The following is a 23,873-nucleotide window of genomic DNA, read 5'->3' on the forward strand; positions in this document are numbered from 1 at the left end:
GCGGGCCCGCCGGGGCTCCCCCGTCCCGCGCCCGGGATCCTTCATGACGAGCCGGTACCCTGGCCGCGATACGGGGCAATCGTCCCGCCCGCCGCCACTTCCTGGGGGACGCACCATGAGAGCCCTGATGTTCATCGTCCCGCTGGCTCTGACGATCTACGCGTTCATCGACTGCCTGAACACCACGGAGGAGGACACCAAGCATCTGCCGAAGATCGCCTGGGTCTTCATCATCCTGCTGTTCTGGATCGTCGGCCCGGTCGTCTGGCTCGCCGCCGGCAAGAACCGCCGCCACAGGGCCGCAGGCGCCGGGCCCTCCCCGTGGCAGCGGAACCGGCGGCAGCAGTGGGTGGCGCCGGACGACAACCCGGACTTCCTGAAGTCCCTCAAGGACGACCGGAAGCCCGAGGCGGAGGCCGAGGCCGAGGAGGAGCCGGGCCGTCGCGACGGCGGCACGAGCCCCGACGACAAGACCCCGCCCACGTCCTGACGGCGCACCACCGGACACGCGACGGCTCCCCGGACGAGGAATCCGTCCGGGGAGCCGTCGCGTGTCCGGTGCGGCCTGCTCAGACCCCCGCGTAGGAGTGCAGGCCGGAGACGAAGATGTTCACGCCGTAGTAGTTGAACAGCCAGCAGGCGAAGGCGACGAGCGCCAGGTAGGCGGCCTTGCGGCCCTTCCAGCCGGCGGTGGCGCGGGCGTGCAGATAGGCGGCGTAGGCGACCCAGGTGATGAAGGACCAGACCTCCTTGGGGTCCCAGCCCCAGTACCGGCCCCAGGCGTCGCCCGCCCAGATCGCCCCGGCGATGATCGTGAACGTCCACAGCGGGAAGACGGCCGCGTTGATCCGGTACGAGAACTTGTCCAGGGAGGCGGCCGAGGGCAGCCGCTCCATGACCGAGGACGCGAACTTCCCGGGCGTGCCGCCGGAGGCGAGCTTGTTCTCGTAGCTGTCGCGGAAGAGGTAGAGGATCGTGCCGACCGCGCCGAGGTAGAACACGGCGCCGCAGAGGATCGCGGTCGAGACGTGGATCCACAGCCAGTACGAGTGCAGGGCGGGCACCAGCTGGTCGCTGTCGGTGTAGAGCGTGGTGACCGCGATGCCGAGGTCCAGCAGGACGGTGGTGACCAGCGGGAGACCGATCCAGCGGACGTTCTTCCTCAGCGCGAGCAGCACCAGGTAGGACCCGACCGCCACCGTGGAGAAGGTGATGGAGAACTCGTACATGTTGGCCCAGGGAGCCCGCTGCACGGACAGGGCACGGGTGATCACCCCGCCCGCCTCGACGAGGAAGGCCACCACGGTCAGCGAGACCGCGATCCGGCCGTACAGGTCGCCCTTGAACGTGCCGCCCGCCGCCCCCGGGCCGTCGGGCACGTCACGCGTACCGGCGGCGGAGCGGGTGACGACCTCGGGCCGCTCCAGCACGGCCGTGCCACCGGCCTGCGCCTTCACCGCGGGGGCGGCGGCGGAGGCTCCGGCCGAGGAGGCGGACAGCGCGGCGGCCGTCCGGCCCACCTTGCTGCGGCTGCCGAAGACCCACTCCGCGATGTGCGCGAAGAACGCCAGGGTGTAGACGGCCATGGACGAATAGATCAGCACGTTGCTGGCTTCGGCCAGGCTTTCGTTGGTTGCGGCGGCGAGATTCACTTCTCAGCCCCTTCGGCAGGTGCTTCGGCAGGATGTACGGGCCGGCTCCCGGCCTCGTTGGTGTCATCGGGTCCGTCCACCTCCGTGGACGTGGACACCGTGGGTTCCTCAGGCGCGACGGGCGCCGTCGTGACGAGAGCGGCCGCCAGGTCGCCCAGTTCCTCGGGGAGCTTCGCCGACTCGCTGCGGCCGAGGCCCGCCATCTCCACGACCGTGACGCCGTCGGCTCCCCGGACCGCCCGCACCCAGACCCGGCGGCGCTGGATGAACAGCGACGCGGCGAGTCCGGCGATGGCCGCGACCGCTCCGCCGAGCGCCCAGCCGGTGCCCGGCTGCTGCGAGATCTGGAAGCTGGCCCACTCCTCGACGCCGTCGAAGGTGATGGAACCGGCTCCGTCGGGCAGGTCGAGCTTCTCGCCGGGCATCAGCATCTTCTTGAGCAGCTCGCCGTCCTTGTCCTTGAACTCCTTCATCTTGGACGTGTCGAGCTGGTAGACGTTCTGCGCGAGTCCGGAGTCGACACCGAGCGAACCCTGGTAGGCGCTGAGCGCCAGCACGGGGAAGTCCAGCGCCGGGAACTGCGAGAACATCTGGCCCTTGCCGTGGCCGGCGAAGGTCGGCACGAAGAACGCCTTGAAGCCCAGCTGGGTCTTGATGCCCTTCTTGTCCTTGTAGCCGTCCATCACCTTGATCGCGCCGGACGAGGTGATGTTGTTGTCGATCGGCAGGAGCGGCACGGCGGACTTCGAGACGACCTTGCCCCTGCCGTCCCGGACGGTGACGACGGGCGCGTAGCCGTGGGCGATCAGATAGACCTTGGTGCCGTCCACGACGAGCGGTTCGTTGACCTTGATGACGCCCTTGCGCTCCGCGCCCTCGGCCCCCTCGGTGTACGTCACGCGGGCCTCGAAGGTCCGCGGGGTGCCGCGCTGCGGGCCGCTCTTCTCGTACGTACCGACGAAGTCGTCGAGGACGAAGCTGAACGGGGCCAGCGAGTCGGAGTCGTAGAGCGAGCCCGACGTGAAGTCGTCGTACTGGGTGAGCGTGTTGGAGAAGCCGTCGCCCTCGACGACCAGCTTGCCGCCCTCGGACTTGAAGAGCTGCCCGGAGGCGAAGGCGATCAGCATCACGATCAGGGCGATGTGGAAGACCAGGTTCCCGGCCTCGCGGAGGTAGCCCTTCTCGGCGGCGACCGCGTCGCCCACCTCGTGGCCGCGGAAGCGGCGCCCCCGCAGGACCGCGAGGGCCTGGGCGCGGACCTCCTCGGGCTCGGCCTTTGTGCGCCACGTGGTGTACGCGGGCAGCCGGGTCAGCCGCTTCGGCGCGCCCGGCGGGCGGCTGCGCAGCTGGCCGACGAACTGGCCGGTGCGTGGCACGATGCAGCCGATGAGCGAGACGAACAGCAGGATGTAGATCGCGGAGAACCACACCGAGCTGTAGACGTCGAAGAGCTGGAGCGCCTCGTAGACCGGGGTGAGGGTGGTGTGCCGCTCCTTGAACGCCTGCACCTTCATGTCGTCGACGCTGGTCTGCGGGATCAGCGATCCCGGGATCGCCCCGAGGGAGAGCAGGAAGAGCAGGATCAGCGCCACCCGCATCGAGGTCAGCTGACGCCAGAACCAGCGCACCCAGCCGATCACGCTCATCGCGGGCACACCCGCCCCGGTGTCGGGACGCTCCTCGCGGGGCGCGGTGGAGAGCTGCTCCCCCGCCGCGCCGTGGGCGGAGCCGTGCTCGTGCTCCTCCTCGCGCCGGCGCGTCCCTGTGCTGTTCGCCTTGCTCATTGGACTCAGATCCCTACAACGAAGCCGCTGGACCAGCTCTGCATCTGCTGCATGAGCGTGGCCCACACGCCGGTCAGCAGCAGGATTCCGGTCACGATCATCATGCCGCCGCCGATCCGCATCACCCATGCGTAGTGACGCTTGACCCAGCCGAACGCGCCGAGCGCCTTGCGGAAGGCGACCGCGGCCAGGACGAACGGGACACCGAGTCCGAGACAGTACGCGACGGTCAGTATCGCGCCACGTCCGGCGGTGGCGCTCTGGGTCGAGAGCGCCAGCACGGAGGAGAGCGTCGGGCCGATGCACGGGGTCCAGCCGATCCCGAACAGGGCGCCGAGCAGCGGCGCTCCGGCCAGACCGGTCACCGGCCGCTTGTGGAAGCGGAACTCCCGCTGCGTCACGCCCGGCAGGAGCCCCATGAAGAAGACTCCCATGAGGATCATCAGCACGCCGAGAACCTTGTTGAGCACCTCGGCGTGCATCTGGAGCTCTTGGCCGAAGTAGCCGAAGAGCGCGCCGGTGGAGGCGAACACCACCGTGAAGCCGAGGACGAACAGCGAGGCGCCGGCCACCACCCGGCCCCGGCGCGCGTCGGCCAGGTCGGTGCCGCTGATTCCGGTGACGTAACTCAGATAGCCGGGGACCAACGGCAGGACACAGGGGGAGAAGAAGGAGATGAGACCGGCCAGCAGGGCGAGGGGCAGGGCGACCAGCAGCGCCCCGGACAGGACGGTGCTGTTGGTCGCGGCGAGCGTGGCGGTCTCGTGGTGGGCGGCGAGGGGGATCACCGGATCACTTCTCCGCGATGATCGGGTCGATCATCTCGCGCAGCTCGTCCCCGTTCAGCGCCTGGAGCGTGCGGGCCGCGATCTTCCCGTCCCGGTCGAGGACCACGGTGGACGGGATGGCCTGCGGGTTCAGGGTGCCCTTGGGGAAGCGGAGGATGAGCTTGCCGATCGGGTCGTAGAAGCTGGGGTACTCGACCCCGTAGTCCTTCTCGAAGTTGATCGCCTTGTCCCGCTCGGGGTCCCGGGTGTTTATCCCGACGAACTGGACGCCCTGGTCCTTCGTCTCCTCGGAGACCTTCGCGAAGTACTTCGCCTCCAGCCGGCAGGGGCCGCACCAGGAGCCCCAGACGTTGAGCACGACGACCTTGCCCCGGTAGTCGGCGAGGTCGAGCGGCTTGCCCTCCAGGGTGTTGCCGTCGAGCTTCGGCGCGGCCACCCGGTCCGCCTTCGCGACGGTGGAGACGCCCCCGCTGCCGGTGATGAAGTTGGTGTTGCCGCCGCCCCCGGCCTTGTTGCCGTCGCCGCACGCGGACAGCGTGAGGGCACCGGCCACGGCAGTGGCGGCGAGCAGGGTGAAGCGGCGTCGGGACGCGCGGCCAAAGCTCATGTGAAAAGTTTCGCATGGCAGTTTCCGGGGATCTGCGCGCCCCCCTCGGTGCCCGTAAAGCCCCTTGTCAAGCCTGTTTAAAGAAGGAGTTCCAGCCGCCCGCGGGCGCCTGTCCGACGTCCAGCGTCCGGAGCTTGGCGAGTACGGCGGGATCCTGGGCGTCGAGCCAGTCGACGTACTGCCGGAACGAGACGAGACGTACGTCGTCCTTGTCCGCGACCTTCTTGATCACTTCTTCCACGGCGTCCATATAGATGCCGCCGTTCCACTCCTCGAAGTGGTTGCCGATGTAGAAGGGCGCGCGATTCGACTCGTAGGCGCGCCGGAATCCGGCGAGATAGGCGTCGGTCGCCTGCTGCCGCCAGCCGGGATAACGGGCGGGCATGCCCTTGGTGGAATTCTGCGACTGGTTGGCGAGGATGTTGTAGTCCATCGAGAGCACCTCGAAGGAGTGGCCGGGGAACGGCATCGCCTGCAGCGGCAGATCCCAGACGCCGCCGCGCTTCACGGGCCAGGTCTGGCGGCCGCCGGGCGAGCTGGCGTCGTAGCGCCAGCCCAGCTTGCGCGCGGTCGGCAGGAGATTGTCCTGGCCGAGCAGACAGGGGGTGCGGCCGCCGACCAGTTCCTTGCGGTAGTCGAACGGAAGCGGTTCCTCGTTCTCCCAGCCGGTGTTGGTCCGCCATTCCGTGACGAACGACACAGCCTGATTGATCTCGCTGTGCCATTGGGCCGGGGTCCAGCGCTCCACGGATCCGGAACCACCGCAGAAATGCCCGTTGAAGTGGGTGCCGATCTCATGGCCGTCCAGCCACGCCCGGCGTACGTACTTCAGCGTGTCCTTGACGTGATCATCGGTGAGATAGCCGATGTCGGAGGCGCCGCGGGGGTTGTTCGGCGGACGGTAGAGGGACTTCTTCGACTCGGGAAGCAGATAGATCCCGGAGAGGAAGAACGTCATCGCCGCGTCGTGTTCTTTGGCGAGTTCGAGAAAACGCGGGAAGAGCCCGTTGCCGACCTCGCCCGCACCGTCCCAGGAAAAGATCACGAACTGCGGCGGCTTCTGGCCGGGTTCGAGCGGGACGGGGGCCTCGGGCTGATGAGGCTGCTTGCCGGTGTCGGCCGTCGAGCCGTCACCGATCAGCCGGACCTTGTTCTTCGGCGAACCGTTTCCGCTGCCGTTGCCTCCGGTGCCGGAATCGCCCGTGCCACCCCGGCCGGCTCCTCCGTCACCGGAGGAGCCCGAGGCGCCACAGCCGGCGAGTCCGATCGCGGCTGCGGCCCCGAGCCCCGCGCCGAGCAGGCCCCTTCGATCGATGTCGCGCATACCGTCCCCATCTGCGGTCGTTTTATCTCAAGCTCATACAAACTGCTGAGAGGTTAGATGGGGCGCTCAACACGTCGGTTCCGTGCATTTGGGGACTTTCTTTACGCTTTACCTTCCGGTCGCGACGAGACACCCGTACGGCTCTCGCACACGCGCCCTGGCGCCCTCAAGGGGGACGCGGGGACGGCCCTCCGCAGTTCGGCCACCGGCCGACGGATCGGGAACGCGGATCGAGCGGGCGGCGGCTCGACGGGAAAAGGGACGGGACCGCCCGCCGCGGTGCGCGGCAGCCGGTCCCGTACGTCCGTCTCGTCCTGTCGTCGTCCCGTGGTGTCGGACTACGCCCCGAACGCCTTCGACTGGCCCTTCGCGGCCTTCCCCTTCACCGGCTTGGCCCCGGCCAGCAGATGCACGGGCACCAGGTCCCGGGCCGGCTCCGAGTAGCCGACCGAGACGATCTTGTCGCCCCGGTAGGTGAAGCTGGTCAGCGAGGCCAGCGTGCACTGCCGCTTGCGCGGGTCGTGCCACAGGCGGCGGCGCTCCACGAAGGACCGCAGGATCCAGATCGGCAGCTGGTGGCCGACGCAGACCGCCTCGTGCCCGCGCGCCGCGTCCCGAGCCGTGTCGATCGCGCCCATCATCCGGACGACCTGCTCGATGTACGGCTCACCCCAGGACGGCTTGAACGGGTTGGTGAGGTGCTTCCAGTTGTCCGGCTTGCGCAGCGCGCCGTCGCCGACGCCGAAGGTCTTGCCCTCGAAGACGTTGGCGGCCTCGATCAGCCGGGCGTCGGTGGCCAGGTCCAGGCCGTGCGCCCGGGCGATGGGGTCGGCGGTCTCCTGGGCGCGCTCCAGCGGGGAGGCGACGACATGCGTGATGTCGCGCTTCTCCAGGTGCTCGGCGACCCGGTCGGCCATCTTCCGGCCCAGGTCGGAGAGGTGGTAGCCGGCGCGGCGGCCGTAGAGCACGCCGTCCGGGTTGTGCACCTCGCCGTGGCGGACCACGTGCACCACGGTCAACTGCTCGTCGCGGTTCACGCCTTCGTCCTTCGCGTTCCCGTCCTTCGCGTTCCCGCTGTTCGGGTTCTTCGCGCTCATGCGGTGGCCTCCGATGCGGCACGGGCGGCCGCGGGCAGGGCGGCGGCGATGCGCTCGACCGCCCGCTCGTCGTGGGCCGTGGAGACGAACCAGGACTCGAACGCCGAGGGCGGCAGGTAGACGCCCTGCGCCAGCATGGAGTGGAAGAACGCGGTGAAGCGGAAGACGTCCTGCTTCTTGGCGTCGTCGTAGTCGCGCACCGGCTGGTCGGTGAAGAAGACGGAGAACATGTTGCTCGCGGCCGACACCGTGTGGGCGACGCCCTCCTTGGTGAGCGCGTCGCCCACCAGGGAGCGCAGCTCGGCGGAGACCGCGTCGATCTTCGCGTACGCCGCGTCGTCCAGCAGCCGCAGCTGGGCGAGGCCGGCGGCGGTGGCGACCGGGTTCCCGGAGAGGGTGCCCGCCTGGTAGACCGGGCCGACCGGGGCCAGGTGCGCCATCACGTCGCCGCGACCGCCGAAGGCCGCCGCGGGGAAGCCGCCGCCCATCACCTTGCCGAAGGTCATCAGGTCGGGGCGGACGCCGTCGACGCCGTACCAGCCGGCCTTCGACGTACGGAAGCCCGTCATGACCTCGTCGGAGATGTACAGCGCGCCGTTGGCCGCGCACAGCTCCTTGAGCCCGGCGTTGAAGCCGTCCGCCGGCGGGACGACGCCCATGTTGCCGGGCGATGCCTCGGTGATCACGCAGGCGATCTCGCCCGGGTGCGCGGCGAAGGCGGCGCGGACCGCGTCCAGGTCGTTGTAGGGCAGCACGACGGTGTCCCCGGCCGTGGCGCCCGTGACACCGGGGGTGTCGGGCAGCCCGAAGGTGGCCACGCCCGAGCCGGCGGCGGCCAGCAGCGCGTCCACGTGGCCGTGGTAGCAGCCGGCGAACTTCACGACCTTGGCCCGGCCCGTGAAGCCGCGGGCCAGCCGGATCGCCGACATGGTCGCCTCGGTGCCGGAGGAGACCAGGCGCACCTGCTCGACGGGGTCGATCCGCGCCACGATCTCCTCGGCGAGCGCGACCTCGCCCTCACCCGGCGTACCGAAGGAGGTACCGCGGGAGACCGCCTCCTGGACGGCGGCGATCACCTCGGGGTGAGAGTGGCCGAGAATCATCGGCCCCCACGAGCAGACGAGGTCGACGTACTCACGGCCGTCGGCATCGGTGAGGTACGGACCGGTGCCGGACACCATGAACCGGGGCGTACCGCCCACGGCCCGGAAGGCACGCACGGGAGAGTTCACGCCGCCGGGCGTCACGACGGACGCCCGGTCGAACAGCGACTGCGAAACTGGGGCTTCGTATGAATACGCCACTTTGGTCCTGATCTGCGATTCGGAGGTCGGGGGGCCGGGCCGGGAAATCCCTAACAATCTCGGCCACCGGTGAGCAGGGAGGGCGCTCCCCTCGTATCACGAAAGAGCGTCAGCGCTCTCGCGTCTGCGAAACTGGGGCGTCACAGGGAAAGCTCACACATGCCATGGTGTCAGAGGCACGGACGGTCTTTGCGGACAGGTGTTTCACCGCACGCCCGCGGGGGAGGTCACTGACACGATGATCGGGTTGCGCGGCGGGGGCTGTGTCTCCTAAGAAGTAGTCGGGTGGATGAGATATGCATCGCGGTGGCGGAGTGGGCGAAGGGACCGACGACCTGGGGCCCGAGCCTGCCCGACGAGGGCGGCACCGGCGCAGGGCCGAGCGCGCCCAGAGCAGGGGCGCGGAGAGCACGCCGCCCCCCGGGACCAGGAGCGGGGGCGGGATGGGGGTGACGTACAAGTATTTCGGCGCGCCGGACGGGGCCACCGCCGCACGGGTGCCCATCTCGATGCGCCCGGAGGAGCTCGGCGGTGACGAGCTGGGCATGGGCGGCATGTTCACCAAGATCAAGCCGGAGACCGTGGCCGCCATGGTCCTCACCGGCATCCAGGGCATACCCCTGCACAAGGTCCCCCCGCTGGAACTGGTCGTCCTCCACCCCGACTACGCCGTGGTGAAACTCCCGATGACCGTCGTCGACCCGCTGCGCGGCGTCGGCGAGGAGTCGGTCGGCGCGGCGGCCTTCATCTGGTCCACGGTCCCCGACCGCGGCGGCCCGCGCGACGCGTTCAACGTCTACCAACTGCTCCACGAGTGGCAGGACTTCTCCCACCGCCTGCACGACGCGGGACATCAGGCGTACTGCCTGGTCTGGCCCTGATCCCGGCTCTTCTCGACCGGCCCGGCCGCACAGCCGGTCGAACCGTTCAAACAGACGCGCCCACGCGCGCACATCCGGTCAAATTCCAGCCAGACCTTAGGGATATTTGGCCGACCGCAGGGCTTCAGCCGACCCGCCCGGCACGCCGATGGACAGGACACCGACCATCGAGGAGATCCGCCGTGGGCGACGTTCTGCTGGCCCTGTCCATCCCCGTGCTCGTCTTCGGCGGCGGCATCTACGCCGCCTGCGACTGCTGGTGGCGCCGCAGGCATCCTGCGCCACCGTCCCCGTACACCCACCGCGCGGCCCGGCTGGCGGAGCAGGAGATGCTGCTCCTGGCCGAGGAGATCGTCAACGACGCGCACGCCGCGCTCGGCCCCCTCTACGACGTCCCGCCCGCTCCACCCGCCCCGGGCCCCGCCGACCCGCCCGCCGGGCTCAGCCCCCGGCCGTCCCGCCCGGCGTCCACCCCGGATCGCGCCCCGTCACCGCCAGCAGCCGTTCGAAAGCCGTAGCGCTCTCCGGTACCGGGAACGGCTCGCCGAACACCTTCATCTCCCGGGCCTGCGGAGCCATCGCCGCCAGCCCCGGGCCCACCTCGTCCAGCACGCTCGGCTCCGGCACGAAGTCCGTGCCCGTCGCCCGCGCCAGGTCCCAGGCGTGCACGGTCAGATCGCCGAGCACCATGAGCCCCACCGTCCGGGCCGGCAGCCCCATCTGCCCCGTCGTGCCCTCCTCGACGCCCGGCACGCTCCAGGCCTCCACCAGCCGGGCCGTCTCGTCGCCGAACCGGCCCCGCCAGTCGCCCGTCACGAACTCCGGCTCCCGGCCGAAATCCACGTCCTCGCGGGCCGCGAGGGCCTGGAAGTTCACGACCACCAGGAACAGGTGGTTCAGCAGCGCCCGTACGTCGTACTCGGCGCAGGGCGTACGGGCGGCCAGTTGCCCGTCGTCGATCCCCCGTACCACGGGCAGGGCCCGGCCCGCGGCGGTCTCCAGCAGTTCACCGATCGTCTGAGTCATGCCCCCACCCTGCGCCGACCGACCGGCCCGCGTCTTGAAGAAACACGACAGGCACGCGACAGCCCCACGGCAGGCATGCGCGGGAACCCGCGGCCTACCATCGGGGCATGGCCGCCGGACCTCGCCGCGACACCCGGGGCATCGTCGACGCCCCGGACCTCTTCGCGCATGTCCGCTTCCGCCGCCGCGAGCCCGCCGCCGCGCTGCGCCCGTACCTGGAGCACTACTGGCTGATCGACTGGGATCTCGCCGAGCCGTACGCCGCCCATGTCGTCCCGCACCCGTCGGTGAACCTGGTCTGCCAGCGGTACGAAGCCGGGGACAGTCCCCGGGAGCGGTCCGGGTACGCCGAGGTGGCGGGCGTCGACCCCGGGCTCTTCACCCGGAAACTGGCCGGGCGCGGCCGGGTCTGCGGGGTGCAGTTCCGGCCGGGCGGCTTCCGCCCGTTCGCCCCCGGGCGCCCGGTCTCCGCCTGGACCGGGCGGCGGGCCGACGCCGCCGAGGTGCTGCGGCTGCCGCCGCCCGTCGACGCGGTCCTCGGCCCGGACGACGAGGACGCGCGCGTCGCGGCGCTGGACTCCTTCCTGCTGGCGCTGGAGCCGGGTCCCGATCCCCGGGCGGCTCTCGCGATGGCCGCCGTCGACCGGGTGCGCACGGACCGCACGGTCCGCCGGGTGGACGGGCTCGCCCGGGACACCGGGCTCTCCGCCCGCTCCCTGCAACGGCTGTTCTCGGCGTACGTCGGCGTCGGCCCCAAGTGGGTCATCCTCCGCTACCGCATCCACGAGGCGCTGGAGGCCGCCGAATCCGGCCCGGAGGTCGACTGGGCGCGGCTCGCCGCCGACCTCGGCTACAGCGACCAGGCCCACCTGGCCCGGGACTTCACCGCGACGGTGGGCGTACCCCCGACGGCGTTCGCCCCGCAATGAACCGGGCGAGGACCGTCAGGGGCGCCCCCGCCGGTATCGGACACCCGAAAGGCCGGTATCGGACACCCGACAGGCCGGCCACGGCCGCCCGGAAGGCCGCTCACGCACACCCGCGCGCCCCGCCCCATCCCTGGCAGGCCGTCCCGCCCCGGTGGCATCCTGACCGGGTGAACGGACCCGAGATCACCCTCGAAGTAGCCCCTGAGCTGCGACTCTTCGTCCCGCACGACCGCCGCGGCGGACCCGCGCCCCTCGTCACGGACGGCTCCTCGACCCTGGGCCATGTCATCGAGTCCCTCGGTGTCCCGCTCACCGAGGCCGGAACGCTGCTGGTGAACGGCGCCCCGGTGGCCCGCTCGCACGTGCCGGGAGCCGGCGAACACGTCGACGTACGCGCCGTGGAACGCCCGCAGCGGGTCCCCGGCGCACCCCTGCGCTTCCTCCTCGACGTCCATCTGGGCACGCTGGCCCGCCGGCTGCGGCTCCTGGGCGTCGACGCCGCGTACGAGAGCGAGGACATCGGCGACCCCGCCCTGGCCGCCCTCTCCGCGCGCGAGCGGCGCGTCCTGCTCTCCCGGGACCGCGGGCTGCTGCGGCGCCGCGAGATCTGGGCGGGGGCGTACGTCTACAGCGACCGCCCCAAGGAGCAGCTGCGCGACGTCCTCGGCCGCTTCGCTCCGGCTCTGGATCCGTGGTCCCGCTGCACCGCGTGCAACGGGACCCTGGCCGGGGCCACCAAGGACTCCGTGAGCGGACTGCTGGAGCACGGCACGCAGGAGGCGTACGACGTGTTCGCCCAGTGCACGGAGTGCTCCCGGGTGTACTGGCGCGGCGCCCACCACGGCCACCTGGAGACGATCGTGTCCGAGGCGGTCCGCGAGTTCGGGGGCACGCCGGCGTAGCCGCGCGCACCGCACCCGCCCGGCCCGCACACCGCTTGCGCCCGGGGGTGCGGGCGCACGCGGGGCGGTCCGCGACGCTGCCTATCCTTGGCCCGTACCCGCTCAGCAGTCCCCATCAGCAGTCCGAGGAGAGTTCGCCATGGCCGCCACCCCCATCGCCGTCGTCACCGGCGCGAGCAGCGGCATCGGCGCCGCGACCGCCCGTACCCTGGCCGCCGAGGGCTTCCGGGTCGTGCTGACCGCCCGCCGCAAGGACCGCATCGAGGCGCTGGCAGCCGAGCTCACGGAGGCGGGCCACCAGGCGACGGCGTACGCGCTGGACGTCACCGACCGTGCGGCGGTCGACGAGTTCGCCACCGCGTTCCGCTCCCTCGCCGTCCTCGTCAACAACGCGGGCGGAGCGCTCGGGGCCGACCCGGTGGCGACCGGCGACCCCGCCGACTGGCGTCAGATGTACGAGACGAACGTGATCGGCACGCTCAACGTCACCCAGGCCCTGCTGCCCGCCCTCACCGCGAGCGGCGACGGCACGATCGTGATCCTCTCCTCGACCGCGGCGCTCTCCTCGTACGAGGGCGGCGGCGGTTACGTGGCGGCCAAGCACGGCGAACACGTCCTGGCCGAGACCCTGCGCCTGGAGATCGTCGGCACCCCCGTCCGCGTCATCGAGGTGGCCCCCGGCATGGTCAGGACCGAGGAGTTCGCCACCACGCGCTTCCGCGGCGACACCGAGAAGGCCGCCAAGGTCTACGCGGGGGTCGACGCCCCGCTGACCGCCGAGGACGTCGCCGACACGATCGGCTGGGCCGTCACCCGGCCCAGCCACGTCAACATCGACCTCCTGGTGGTCCGCCCGCGCGCCCAGGCCTCCAACACGAAGGTGCACCGCACGCTCTGATCCCGCGTCACTCCCGGGCGGGCACGACACCGGCGGGCGTCTCCGGCGCCGCTCAGGCCGGGTGAGGCTCATGACCGGCCGGCGAAGCTGAGCCAGGGCCCGGACCGCGAGCAGTCCGGGCCCTGGCGGCCTCGGGGCGTTCGACTCCTCAGCCCTTCACGCACACCACCTGCTTGAGCTTCGCGACGACCTCGACCAGATCCCGCTGCTGATCGATGACCTGCTCGATCGGCTTGTACGCACCCGGGATCTCGTCCACGACGCCGGAGTCCTTACGGCACTCCACCCCCTGCGTCTGCTCCTCCAGGTCCTTGGTCGAGAAGCGCTTCTTCGCCGCGTTCCGGCTCATCCGGCGGCCCGCGCCGTGCGACGCCGAGTTGAACGACTTCTCGTTGCCGAGGCCCTTCACGATGTACGAGCCGGTGCCCATGGACCCCGGGATGATCCCGTAGTCCCCGGAGCCCGCCCGGATCGCGCCCTTGCGGGTGACCAGCAGGTCCATCCCCTCGTACCGCTCCTCCGCCACGTAGTTGTGGTGGCAGGAGATGACCGGCTCGAAGGTCACCCGGGCCTTCTTGAACTCCTTGCGGACCACGTCCTGGAAGAGCCCCATCATGATCGCCCGGTTGAACTTCGCGTACTCCTGCGCCCAGAAGAGGTCGTTGCGGTAGGCGGCCATCTGCGGAGTGTCCGCGACGAACACCGCCAGGTCGCGATCGACCAGCCCCTGGTTGTGCGGCAGCTTCTGCGCCTGACCGATGTGGAAGTCGGCCAGTTCCTTGCCGATGTTCCGCGAACCGGAGTGCAGCATCAGCCAGACAGAACCGGTCTCATCGAGACAGAACTCAATAAAGTGATTACCCGATCCGAGCGTTCCCATCTGCTTCGTGGCGCGCTCCTGACGGAACTTGACCGCATCCGCGATCCCCCCGAACCGCCCCCAGAAGTCGTCCCAGCCCGCCGTCGGGAACCCGTGGAGCCTCCCCGGATCCACCGCCTCGCCGTGCATCCCCCGGCCGACCGGGATCGCCTGCTCGATCTTGGAGCGCAGCCGTGACAGGTCGCCGGGGAGGTCGTTCGCGGTGAGCGACGTCTTGACGGCGGACATCCCGCAGCCGATGTCCACCCCCACCGCGGCCGGGCACACCGCGCCCTGCATCGCGATCACCGAGCCGACCGTCGCCCCCTTGCCGAAGTGGACGTCGGGCATGACGGCCAGCCCCTTGATCCACGGCAGCGTCGAGACGTTGCGCAGCTGCTGCATCGCGACGTCCTCGACCGACGCGGGGTCCGTCCACATCCGGATGGGAACCTTCGCCCCCGGCACCTCTACGTACGACATAACTCCTCGATTCCCCCGAAAAGACTGAAAGCGCAAAACCGGTGCCAAGATCGGCAAACCCGTCGGCCGACCGGCATTCACAGCAGCGCGTGCGATACACATTGTGTCCATCGGCCGCCTTCGCGCGGCAACTCGTTTTCCGTACCGAAGGGAGCCTGGGACGGTGCGACACATGGCGTACGTACCCGGCGTCGCGCTTCTCGCAGCGCTCGTCGTCGGCTGCAGCGCCGGCGCCGACAGCAACGCGAACGGCGCCGACAGCAAGGCGGGCAGCCCGACGGTCACCCCCGCCCCCCCGGGCAAGTACCTGACTCTGCCCGCCCCGTGCCGGGCCGTGCCGCGCTCCACGCTGAAGGACCTGCTGCCCGGCGCCGCGGCACTGCCCGGGGACCAGCAGGACAAGGTGTTCCGGGGCTCGGCGGCCGTCACGTACGACACGGACCGCAAGGTCGGCTGCAGTTGGAAGGCCGACGCGCCGAACGCCACGCGGAGCCTCTCCGTCGACTTCGAGCGCGTCGTCTCGTACGACCCCGCCGTCAGCGACGACGACCGCGCCGACACCGTGTACACGAAGAAGGAGAAGGCCGCCGGCCTGTCCTCGTCGGCGACCCCCGGGGCGGCCGACGAGAAGGGCGAGGAGAGCGGGAAGGCGAAGGACCCGGCCGACGCCGACGCCACGGATTCCGCCGACCCCTCGCCCTCCGAAGGCAGCGGAGAAGGCACCGACGGGGCCCCCGGAAGCGGCAGCAACCCGGAGGAAGCCCTCCCCTCACGCATCCTGGACAACCTCGGAGATGCCGCATTCCTTCAGGATCTGCCCAAACAGGCAGGTTCCACCGCACAGCACCACACGGTGAGCGTGGTGTTCCGCACATCGAACGTGGTCGTGACCGTCCGGTACGCCGAGCAGCCGGCCCTCATCACCCAGATGCCCGACGGCAAGGAACTCCAGGAGAAGGCCCAGGCACTGGCCCGGAAGCTGGCCGAGGCGCTCAGCGAGTAGCCCCCCTCCGACGGGCCCCCACCGGCCGGATTTCCGGTCTCGGGGGGCTCTCGGCGGCGGCGCGGCACATCGGCCGCCCGTCGTACCGTGGCTGTCCGGAAGACGTACCGACCCGCTACCGAGCCCGCCCGTACACCGCACGAACCGAGACCTCCAGCACCGAGACCTCCCCCGTGCCATCCGAGTGAAGGAACCATGCACCGATCTGCCCCGCGCCTGTCCCGCATCCTCGCCTGCGCCGCCGTACCGGTGATGCTCGTAGCCGTCGGCTGCTCGTCGGACTCCGGCTCCGACGGCAAGAAGAACGCGGGCTCCTCGTCGTCCGGCACGGCCAGCGCCAAACCCTCGGAGCCCACCGTCGAACCGGCGAAGTTCACCGATCTGCCCGACCCGTGCACCTCGATCGGGAAGAAGACGATCGAGGACCTGGTGCCCGAGGCCAAGAAGAAGGGCGGCACGCCGGGCGGTTCCTCCGACCTGTCGGTCCGCGGCAGCTGCTCCTGGAACGGTCTGGACGACCAGGGCGTCAAGGGCTCGCAGTACCGCTGGATGGACGTCGGCTTCACCCGGTTCGACTCGGACCAGTCACTGGGCAGCGGCGCCGAGCGCGCCACCGAGGACTACGCGAAGCAGGTCGCCAAGACGAAGGCCTCCGAGGGCGCCGAGAAGGTCGCCGCAGAGCCCGCGGCCGGGATCGGCGACCAGGCGACCCTCGTCACGTACGGCCTCAGCAAGACGGACGAGGACTTCGTGTACGCCACCGTCGTGGCGCGTACGGGCAACGTCGTCGTCACCCTGACCTACAACGGCGCGGGCTACGCCGGAGCGAAGACCCCGTCCTCCGCGGACATCGTCAAGGGCGCCCAGAAGGCGGCCGAGGAAGCGATCGCCAAGGTCGAGGAATTCGCCGGCTCCGAGGACTCCTCCCCGGCGAAGGGCGGCTCCGGGGAGACCGAGAAGGACACGAAGAAGGACCGGGCCGACGCGAAGGGTGACGCCGAGGGCGGGGACAGCCCCAAGTCCAAGGCGACGCCCAAGTCGTGACCTGACGGCCCCGCGGATCGCCAATCCGCAGGTCCAGTGCGTGCGTTGGAAAGCCCGGACCTCCTCGGAGGCCGGGCTTTCCCTCTCCCCGCGCAACGAAACTCGTACACATGTGCCAGGCTGTGCCATCGCTGGACGTGGGTCGTCCGGTTGAACGCCGAAGGTGAACAACGAAGCCGGGTGCGGAAGTCGGTTCGGGTACGAGGTCGGGGAGGGGATCGCTGGTGGCCGCGATGCAGCTGACACGCACGCACCGCATACTCATCGGGGTCGTCGTCGCGGGTGCGGTGGTCATCGCCGCGATCGGGTTCGCGGGTTCCTACGCCGCCGTGCGCGAACTCGCGGAGGAGAAGGGCTTCGGGTCGTTCTCCCTGGTCTTTCCGATCGGCATCGACGCGGGCATCTGCGTCCTGCTCGCCCTGGACCTCCTGCTGACCTGGATGCGGATCCCGTTCCCGATGCTGCGCCAGACGGCGTGGCTGCTGACGGCCGCGACGATCGCGTTCAACGGCGCCGCCTCCTGGCCCGATCCGCTGGGCACCGCGATGCACGCGGTCATCCCGGTGCTGTTCGTCGTCTCCGTCGAGGCCGCCCGGCACGCGGTGGGCCGGATCGCGGACATCACGGCCGACAAGCACATGGAGGGCGTCCGCCTCACCCGCTGGCTGCTCTCGCCGATCCCCACGTTCAAGCTGTGGCGGCGGATGAAGCTGTGGGAGCTGCGCAGTTACGAGCAGGTCATCAAGCTCGAACAGGACCGGCTGATCTACCAGGCCCGCCTCCAGGCCCGCTTCGGCCGCAACTGGCGGCGCAAGGCGCCGATCGAGTCGATGATGCCGCTGCGCCTGGCGAAGTACGGCGTGCCGCTCGCCGAGACCGCCCCGGCCGGCCTCGCCGCCGCCGGCATCGAACCGGCCCTGCTGCCGCCGTCGCCCGTCGAGGCCGACCGCCCGAAGGGCGAGCTGGGCCCCGCCGGGCCGAACCAGGCCGAGCCGGTCCACGCCGAGCTGCCGTACGGCCCCCACCAGGAGCCGAGCCGGCAGCACGGGCAGCAGCACAATCAGCAGCACGGCCAGGCCCCGCACCAGGAGCACGGGCCCCGGCCCGAGCAGGCCCAGCCCCACCCCCAGCAGCAGCAGACCATGTCGCTCCAGAAGCAGGAGCCGGCCGTCCCGCCCACCCACGACAGCCCCTGGTTCGCCGCCCAGAAGCTGCCGGACAACGTCCACGAGAGCGCGTACGACCCGGAGTACGTCGAGGGCGTGGAGCGGACCCCGGTCCAGATCCCCGCGGGCCCCGGCCGCACCCGGCCGCTGGGTGACGTCGGCACCATCGGCGCGGTCCCGCACCCCCGCCAGGAGGAGCAGGCCCCCGAGCCGTCCGAGGTCCCCGACCCCGAAGAGGCACCGCAGGTGGAGCAGTGGCCCATGGAGGACACCGACTTCGCCCGCGAGGCGTACGAGGTGTTCAGTGAGTACACGGACGCGCAGGGGCAGTACCCGTCCGTGGAGGTCCTGGACATCCACCTCGCCGACACGCGCAACGTCCGCCACCCGCGCTCGACAGAGCTGCTCCAGCAGCTGATGCCGCAGTTCAGGCAGGCCTACGCGCAGCGGCCTACCGCCGAGCAGCCCGCCTGACCCGGCGCCCTCACCCGTACACGGGGAAAGCCCCCGCACGGCGGAAGGGCCGCCGCCCGGGAGAAACCCTCCCGGGCGGCGGCCCTTCCGGTACGTCGGCCGTCGTACGCCGTTACGCGCCCAGCAGCCTGCGCACCCGGTCCGCCCCCACCGCGAGCAGCAGCGTGGGCAGGCGCGGGCCCGTGTCGCGGCTGACGAGGAGGCGGTAGAGCAGCGCGAAGAAGGACCGTTGCGCGGCCTTCAGCTCGGGCGTCGGCTCGGCGTCCGGCTCCAGCCCGGCCAGCACCTTCGGCACGCCGTAGACCAGCGTGGTGAGGCCGTCCAGTGACCAGTGCGTGTCCAGGCCCTCCAGGAGGAGGCGCAGGGACGCGCGGCCCTGGTCGTCGAGCGAGCCCAGCAGCTCCTTGTCGGGCTCGTCCCGGACGATGGTGCGGGCCTCGGCCGGGACCTGGGTGGTGATCCAGTTCTCGGCCCGGTCGAGGCGCGGGCGCGCCTCGTCCAGCGAGGTCAGCGGGTTCTCCGGGTCCAGCTCGCTGAGGATGCGCAGCGTCTGGTCCTCGGCGCCGGCGGTGATGTCGGCGACCGAGGCGAGCGTCCGGTACGGCAGGGGGCGCGGGGTGCTCGGAAGCTCCCCGGCGGCCGTGCGGACGGCCCGGGAGTACGCGGCGGCGTCGGCGGGCAGCACCGTGCCCTCGACGACCTTGCGGCCCAGCGAGTCCCACTCGTCGTACAGCCGCTGGATCTCCTGGTCGAAGGCGATCTTGAACGACTGGTTGGGCTTGCGGCGGGCGTAGAGCCAGCGCAGGAGCGGCGCTTCCATGATCTTCAGCGCGTCGGCCGGGGTGGGGACCCCGCCCTTGCTGCTGGACATCTTGGCCATGCCGGAGATGCCGACGAAGGCGTACATCGGCCCGATGGGCTGCACGCCGTCGAAGACCTCGCGGACGATCTGGCCGCCGACGACGAAGGACGAGCCGGGCGAGGAGTGGTCGACGCCGCTGGGCTCGAAGATCACGCCTTCGTACGCCCAGCGCATCGGCCAGTCGACCTTCCAGACGAGCTTGCCGCGGTTGAACTCGCTGAGGCGGACCGTCTCGGCGAAGCCGCACGCCGAGCAGGTGTAGTTCAGCTCGGTGGTGTCGTCGTCGTAGGAGGTGACGACGGTGAGGTCCTTCTCGCAGTTGCCGCAGTAGGGCTTGTACGGGAAGTAGCCGGCGCTGTTGCCGCTGCCGTCGTCCTCCCCGGCGGCGCCGGAGCCCTCGGCGGCCTCCAGCTCGGCCTCGTCGACCTTCTTCTGCTGCTGCGGCTTCTTGCCGCCCTTGCCCTGAGCCGCCGCCGGGTCCTTCTTGGTCCGGTAGCGGTCGAGAACGGCGTCGATGTCGGCGCGGTGCTTCATCGCGTGCAGGATCTGCTCGCGGTAGGCCCCGGCGGTGTACTGCTCCGTCTGGCTGATTCCGTCGTACTCGACGCCCAGCTCGTCCAGGGCCGCCGTCATGGCGGCCTTGAAGTGCTCGGCCCAGTTCGCGTACGCCGAGCCGGCCGGGGCGGGCACCGAGGTCAGCGGCTTGCCGATGTGCTCGGCCCAGGACGCGTCGACGCCGGGGACGCCGTTCGGGACCTTGCGGTAGCGGTCGTAGTCGTCCCAGGAGATCAGGTGGCGCACGGTGTACCCGCGGCGGCGGATCTCGTCGGCGACCAGGTGCGGGGTCATGACCTCGCGGAGGTTGCCGAGGTGGATCGGGCCCGACGGGGACAGACCGGAGGCGACGACGACCGGTTTGCCAGGCGCACGACGCTCCGATTCGGCGATGACATCGTCCGCGAAGCGGGAGACCCAGTCGGTCTCGGTGCTGGTCTGACTCTCGGCCACGGTCGGCACGTCCTTCTCTCGTTCTGGCGGTCCCAGTGGGTTGCCGACCATTCTCCCAGCTACCCCCCGCAGCGCGAAAACGGCTTTACGCCCCGTGGGATACTGGACCGATCCCTTGTACCCCTACGGAAACGGCAGCCAGCCATGGCCTCGGTCCCTTCCCTCGCTTCCACGCTCCAGCAGCAGCTGGCGGACGCCCTGACGGCAGCCCTGCCGGATGCCGGCACCGCGGACCCGCTGCTGCGCCGAAGCGACCGGGCCGACTTCCAGGCCAACGGCATCCTGGCGCTCGCCAAGAAGCTCAAGGGCAACCCCCGGGAGCTGGCCGGCCAGGTCACCGCCGCCCTCCCGGCGGGCGAGCTGATCAAGGACATCGAGGTCTCCGGCCCCGGCTTCCTCAACATCACCCTCGCGGACAGGGCGATCGTCGAGACGCTGGCCGCCCGGGCCGCCGACCCCGAGGGCCGCCTCGGCGTGCCGGTGGCCGCGGACGCCGGAAAGACGGTCATCGACTACGCCCAGCCCAACGTGGCCAAGGAGATGCACGTCGGCCATCTGCGGTCGGCGGTCATCGGCGACGCGATGGTCAGGATCCTGGAGTTCACCGGCGAGGACGTCGTCAGGCGGCACCACATCGGCGACTGGGGCACCCAGTTCGGGATGCTCATCCAGTATCTGATCGAGCACCCGGGCGCCCTGAAGCACGAGGGCGACGCGAGCGACGGCGAGGCGGCGATGTCGACGCTGAACCGCGTCTACAAGGCGTCCCGGGCCCTGTTCGACTCGGACGAGGCGTTCAAGGCCCGGTCCCGGGACCGGGTGGTGGCCCTCCAGGCCGGTGACCCCGAGACGCTGGAGCTGTGGCAGGGCTTCGTCGACGAGTCGAAGATCTACTTCCACTCGGTCTTCGACAAGCTCGACATGGAGGTCCGCGACCCCGACATCGTCGGCGAGTCCGGCTACAACGACATGCTGGAGGAGACCTGCCGGATCCTGGAGGAGACGGGTGTCGCCGTCCGCTCCGAGGGTGCGCTGTGCGTGTTCTTCGACGATGTGAAGGGCCCGGACGGCAACAAGGTCCCGCTCATCGTGAAGAAGACGAACGGCGGTTACGGCTACGCGGCGACCGACCTCTCCGCGATCCGCAACCGGGTCCAGGACCTCAAGGCCGACACCCTGCTGTACGTGGTGGACGCCCGGCAGTCGCTGCACTTCAAGATGGTCTTCGAGACGGCCCGGCGGGCCGGCTGGCTGGGCGACGGCGTCAAGGCCGTGCAGCTGGCCTTCGGCACGGTCCTCGGCAAGGACGGCAAGCCGTTCAAGACCCGTGAGGGCGAGACGGTCCGGCTGGAGGACCTGCTCGACGAGGCGGTCGAGCGGGCCACCGCGGTCGTCCGGGAGAAGGCCGGGAAGGTCGGCCTGTCCGAGGCGGAGATCGTCGAGAACGGCCGGTACGTCGGCATCGGGGCCGTGAAGTACGCGGACCTGTCGACCTCCGCCGTACGGGACTACAAGTTCGACCTCGACCAGATGGTGTCGCTGAACGGCGACACGTCGGTGTACCTCCAGTACGCGTACGCGCGTATCCAGTCGATCCTGCGCAAGGCCGGGGACGCGGTTCCGGCCGCCCACCCGGAGCTGGCGCTGGCCCCGGCGGAGCGGGCGCTCGGCCTGCACCTGGACCAGTTCGGCGAGGTGCTCTCCGAGGTGGCCGCGGGCTACGAGCCGCACAAGCTGGCCGCGTATCTCTACCAGCTGGCGTCGCACCTGACCACGTTCTACGACCAGTGCCAGGTGCTCAGCCCGGACAACGCCCCGGAGGTCGTCGAGAACCGGCTCTTCCTGGTCGAGCTGACCGCCCGGACCCTGCACCGGGGGATGGCGCTGCTGGGCATCCGGACGCCCGAGCGCCTCTGACCGCCGCCGTACGTACGTCGGCCCCGGCACCCGCGGAACGGGCGCCGGGGCCGATCGCGTCCCTACGAGGTCACTGCGGGCGGCCCAGCGCCCACCCCGACACGTCGGAGAGGCGTCCGCGCCACAGCGGCAGGGAGACCGGGGTCATGGCCCCGGCGACGAGGGTGACGTCCCGCAGATGGATCCAGCGGGGCAGCCGGGCCGTCCCCGGCGCTTCCTCCTCCGCGCGCAGCTCCCGTACGCCCTGGTCGACCGTCTCGGGGAACTCGGCGAGCAGGTTGGCCCCCTCGCCCTCGACCTGGCGCAGGCTCCTGGCCCACTCGGCCTTCCACTGCTCGTGCCCGATGACGTCGCCGTGCAGGAGGCCGCCGGGGTGCGTGAGGGTGAGGGGCAGACTGGAGCGGGGGTCCTCGTCGAGGAGCTGGATGAGCAGTTGGAGCTGAAGATCCGGCAGGGGTTCGGTGATCACCGCTGCGGACGGTGCCGGTGAGGTGTCGGCGATGACGCTCATGGGCCCTGCCCTTCACATGGCGGACGACGGTCGTCCTCCCCGCCTGCCCGGTGACGGCGCGGGCACGCCCCCGAGGCCCCAGTTCTCAGAGGAAGCGGCGGATCGGCACGACGGCCGCTTCCTTGGCCCGCTGGACGAGGTCGCGGCGCTTCCATCGGCCGCGCTCGATCAGGATGCTCTTCTCGCGGTCCTCCTCGAAGTGGCTGTCAAGGGTCGCGGTGAAGTCCTGGTCGAGGACGGCGAGCATGACTTCCTCGTCGTGGTCGAGGGAGCGGCGGTTGAAGTTGGTGGAGCCGATGAGCGAGGCGACCCGGTCGATGGTGAGGGTCTTGGTGTGCATCATCGTCGGCTGGTACTGGTAGATCTTCACACCGCAGTCGGTCAGGTCCTCGTAGTAGCGCTGCCCGGCGAGCTGGCAGACCCGCTTGTCGGTGTGCGGTCCCGGCAGCAGGATCTCGACCTCCACCCCGCGCGCGGCGGCGGCGCACAGCAGCCCGGTGAAGTAGGCGTCGGGGGCGAAGTAGGCGGTGGTGAGGCGGATGCGTTCCTCGGCGGACTCCAGGACGACCCGGATCAGGGTCTGCATGTCCTGCCAGCCGAAGGAGGCGGAGCCGCGGACGACCTGGACGACGGAGTCGCCGTGGTGCTCCTCGCTGATGAACCGGTCGCGGTCGTCGAACAGCTCGTCGTGGCACTCGGCCCAGTTCTGGGCGAAGGCGGCGGCCAGTCCGTCGACGGCGGGCCCGGTGACCTGGACGTGGGTGTCCCGCCACTCGTGCTCGTTGCGGGCGTCACCGCACCACTCCTCGGCTATCCCGACGCCGCCGGTGAACGCGGTGCGCTCGTCGACGACGAGGACCTTGCGGTGGCAGCGGTGGTTCTGCTTGAGCGGTGAGAGGTGGAGGGGCTTGCGGAACCAGGTCACGGTGACCCCGGCCTCGTCCATGAGGGCCAGCTGGTCCTTCTCGATGAGCCGCGATCCGAACCCGTCGAGCATGAGCCGCACCCGGACCCCGGCGCGGGCGCGGTCGGCCAGGGCCTCGGCGAACTGGAGAGCGATGTCACCCCGCCAGTAGACGAACGTCATCAGGTCGACGGTGTGCTCCGCGCCCCGGATCGCCTCCAGCATCGCACCGAAGATCGCGTCTCCGTTACGGAGCGGGACGAGGGCGTTGCCCTCGGTGGCGGCGATGCCGATCAGCCGCTCCAGCCTGCGTCTGAGCCGCAGGGACCGCTTCTCGCAGGTGCGGTCGTCCAGGGCCGGTCGGTCGGTGGCTTCTGCAGCAATGGCGGACATGGGTCACCTTGTGAGGACGGGGACGGGGACGGGGCGGCCGTACGCCGACACACGGCG

The 23,873-nt window shown here is 70.6% G+C and carries 22 protein-coding genes; 10 read left to right on the top strand and 12 right to left on the bottom strand.

Annotated features, from left to right (window positions below):
* Positions 1 to 127: 127 nt before the first annotated feature.
* The gene (locus RNL97_RS13875) at positions 128 to 490 is read left to right on the top strand and encodes a PLD nuclease N-terminal domain-containing protein (RefSeq protein WP_030588613.1); all 363 of its coding nucleotides are present in this window, start codon (positions 128 to 130) and stop codon (positions 488 to 490) included.
* A gap of 79 nt (positions 491 to 569) precedes the next feature.
* On the opposite strand, the gene ccsB is transcribed toward RNL97_RS13875, so the two are convergent.
* The 7 genes from ccsB to hemL form a co-directional block, all read right to left on the bottom strand.
* Entirely contained in the window at positions 570 to 1,652 is a 1,083-nt protein-coding gene (gene ccsB, locus RNL97_RS13880; protein ID WP_030588610.1) for a c-type cytochrome biogenesis protein CcsB, read from the bottom strand.
* Positions 1,649 to 3,436: a cytochrome c biogenesis protein ResB gene (gene resB / locus RNL97_RS13885; RefSeq protein WP_313750747.1), complete on the bottom strand. Its 1,788-nt coding sequence runs from the start codon at positions 3,434 to 3,436 to the stop codon at positions 1,649 to 1,651. Before resB ends, ccsB begins: the two co-directional genes overlap by 4 nt.
* Before the next feature lie 5 nt (positions 3,437 to 3,441).
* Positions 3,442 to 4,224: a cytochrome c biogenesis CcdA family protein gene (locus tag RNL97_RS13890; RefSeq protein ID WP_243314255.1), complete on the bottom strand. Its 783-nt coding sequence runs from the start codon at positions 4,222 to 4,224 to the stop codon at positions 3,442 to 3,444.
* A gap of 4 nt (positions 4,225 to 4,228) precedes the next feature.
* On the bottom strand, positions 4,229 to 4,831 hold the full coding sequence (locus RNL97_RS13895) for a TlpA family protein disulfide reductase (protein WP_030588602.1): 603 nt from the start codon (positions 4,829 to 4,831) through the stop codon (positions 4,229 to 4,231).
* A 67-nt stretch (positions 4,832 to 4,898) separates the two neighbouring features.
* Positions 4,899 to 6,155 (bottom strand): polysaccharide deacetylase family protein, encoded by a 1,257-nt coding sequence (locus RNL97_RS13900; RefSeq protein ID WP_030588599.1) that lies wholly within the window; start codon positions 6,153 to 6,155, stop codon positions 4,899 to 4,901.
* Positions 6,156 to 6,493: 338 nt separating this feature from the next.
* Positions 6,494 to 7,252, bottom strand: coding sequence for a histidine phosphatase family protein (locus tag RNL97_RS13905; protein ID WP_234313471.1), 759 nt, complete (start codon positions 7,250 to 7,252; stop codon positions 6,494 to 6,496).
* The gene (gene hemL, locus RNL97_RS13910) at positions 7,249 to 8,520 is read right to left on the bottom strand and encodes a glutamate-1-semialdehyde 2,1-aminomutase (protein WP_078652132.1); all 1,272 of its coding nucleotides are present in this window, start codon (positions 8,518 to 8,520) and stop codon (positions 7,249 to 7,251) included. Before hemL ends, RNL97_RS13905 begins: the two co-directional genes overlap by 4 nt.
* A 332-nt stretch (positions 8,521 to 8,852) precedes the next feature.
* On the opposite strand from hemL, the gene RNL97_RS13915 reads away from it, so the two are divergent.
* Entirely contained in the window at positions 8,853 to 9,437 is a 585-nt protein-coding gene (locus tag RNL97_RS13915; protein ID WP_073780093.1) for a hypothetical protein, read from the top strand.
* A gap of 182 nt (positions 9,438 to 9,619) precedes the next feature.
* Positions 9,620 to 9,955, top strand: a complete 336-nt coding sequence (locus RNL97_RS13920; protein ID WP_030588582.1) for a hypothetical protein — start codon at positions 9,620 to 9,622, stop codon at positions 9,953 to 9,955.
* Here the strand turns inward: RNL97_RS13920 and RNL97_RS13925 are convergent.
* Positions 9,879 to 10,463 (bottom strand): TIGR03086 family metal-binding protein, encoded by a 585-nt coding sequence (locus tag RNL97_RS13925; RefSeq protein WP_243314257.1) that lies wholly within the window; start codon positions 10,461 to 10,463, stop codon positions 9,879 to 9,881. The two genes, RNL97_RS13920 and RNL97_RS13925, sit on opposite strands and share 77 nt — an antisense overlap.
* Before the next feature lie 107 nt (positions 10,464 to 10,570).
* Here RNL97_RS13925 and RNL97_RS13930 point away from each other — a divergent pair, with 107 nt between their 5' ends.
* The 3 genes from RNL97_RS13930 (at position 10,571) to RNL97_RS13940 (ending at position 13,192) form a co-directional block, all read left to right on the top strand.
* Positions 10,571 to 11,392 (top strand): AraC family transcriptional regulator, encoded by an 822-nt coding sequence (locus tag RNL97_RS13930; protein ID WP_030588576.1) that lies wholly within the window; start codon positions 10,571 to 10,573, stop codon positions 11,390 to 11,392.
* Between the two features lie 167 nt (positions 11,393 to 11,559).
* The gene (locus RNL97_RS13935) at positions 11,560 to 12,294 is read left to right on the top strand and encodes a Mut7-C RNAse domain-containing protein (RefSeq protein WP_030588573.1); all 735 of its coding nucleotides are present in this window, start codon (positions 11,560 to 11,562) and stop codon (positions 12,292 to 12,294) included.
* A gap of 139 nt (positions 12,295 to 12,433) precedes the next feature.
* On the top strand, positions 12,434 to 13,192 hold the full coding sequence (locus tag RNL97_RS13940; protein ID WP_006125430.1) for an SDR family NAD(P)-dependent oxidoreductase: 759 nt from the start codon (positions 12,434 to 12,436) through the stop codon (positions 13,190 to 13,192).
* 148 nt (positions 13,193 to 13,340) lie between these two features.
* Here the strand turns inward: RNL97_RS13940 and RNL97_RS13945 are convergent, their stop codons facing one another.
* Positions 13,341 to 14,534, bottom strand: a complete 1,194-nt coding sequence (locus RNL97_RS13945; RefSeq protein WP_243314259.1) for an RtcB family protein — start codon at positions 14,532 to 14,534, stop codon at positions 13,341 to 13,343.
* A gap of 172 nt (positions 14,535 to 14,706) precedes the next feature.
* Between RNL97_RS13945 and RNL97_RS13950 the strand changes: the two genes are divergently transcribed.
* The 3 genes from RNL97_RS13950 (at position 14,707) to RNL97_RS13960 (ending at position 18,221) form a co-directional block, all read left to right on the top strand.
* Positions 14,707 to 15,537: a hypothetical protein gene (locus RNL97_RS13950; RefSeq protein ID WP_030588565.1), complete on the top strand. Its 831-nt coding sequence runs from the start codon at positions 14,707 to 14,709 to the stop codon at positions 15,535 to 15,537.
* 195 nt (positions 15,538 to 15,732) lie between these two features.
* Positions 15,733 to 16,581 (top strand): hypothetical protein, encoded by an 849-nt coding sequence (locus RNL97_RS13955; protein WP_030588563.1) that lies wholly within the window; start codon positions 15,733 to 15,735, stop codon positions 16,579 to 16,581.
* A gap of 224 nt (positions 16,582 to 16,805) precedes the next feature.
* The gene (locus RNL97_RS13960; RefSeq protein WP_313750749.1) at positions 16,806 to 18,221 is read left to right on the top strand and encodes a DUF2637 domain-containing protein; all 1,416 of its coding nucleotides are present in this window, start codon (positions 16,806 to 16,808) and stop codon (positions 18,219 to 18,221) included.
* Positions 18,222 to 18,333: 112 nt separating this feature from the next.
* On the opposite strand, the gene lysS is transcribed toward RNL97_RS13960, so the two are convergent.
* Positions 18,334 to 20,100, bottom strand: coding sequence for a lysine--tRNA ligase (gene lysS / locus RNL97_RS13965; protein ID WP_030593445.1), 1,767 nt, complete (start codon positions 20,098 to 20,100; stop codon positions 18,334 to 18,336).
* 135 nt (positions 20,101 to 20,235) lie between these two features.
* Between lysS and argS the strand changes: the two genes are divergently transcribed.
* A complete protein-coding gene (gene argS / locus RNL97_RS13970) occupies positions 20,236 to 22,008 on the top strand; it encodes an arginine--tRNA ligase (protein ID WP_313750750.1) in 1,773 nt (590 codons plus the stop codon).
* A 70-nt stretch (positions 22,009 to 22,078) separates the two neighbouring features.
* Here argS and RNL97_RS13975 read toward each other — a convergent pair whose 3' ends face one another.
* Both RNL97_RS13975 and RNL97_RS13980 read right to left on the bottom strand, forming a co-directional pair.
* Positions 22,079 to 22,519: a hypothetical protein gene (locus RNL97_RS13975; protein ID WP_313750751.1), complete on the bottom strand. Its 441-nt coding sequence runs from the start codon at positions 22,517 to 22,519 to the stop codon at positions 22,079 to 22,081.
* A gap of 85 nt (positions 22,520 to 22,604) precedes the next feature.
* Positions 22,605 to 23,816 (bottom strand): phospholipase D-like domain-containing protein, encoded by a 1,212-nt coding sequence (locus RNL97_RS13980; protein ID WP_030593436.1) that lies wholly within the window; start codon positions 23,814 to 23,816, stop codon positions 22,605 to 22,607.
* Between the last annotated feature and the right edge of the window lie 57 nt (positions 23,817 to 23,873).

This window comes from Streptomyces parvus, from assembly GCF_032121415.1.
In the GTDB taxonomy this organism is placed as follows: domain Bacteria; phylum Actinomycetota; class Actinomycetes; order Streptomycetales; family Streptomycetaceae; genus Streptomyces; species Streptomyces globisporus_A.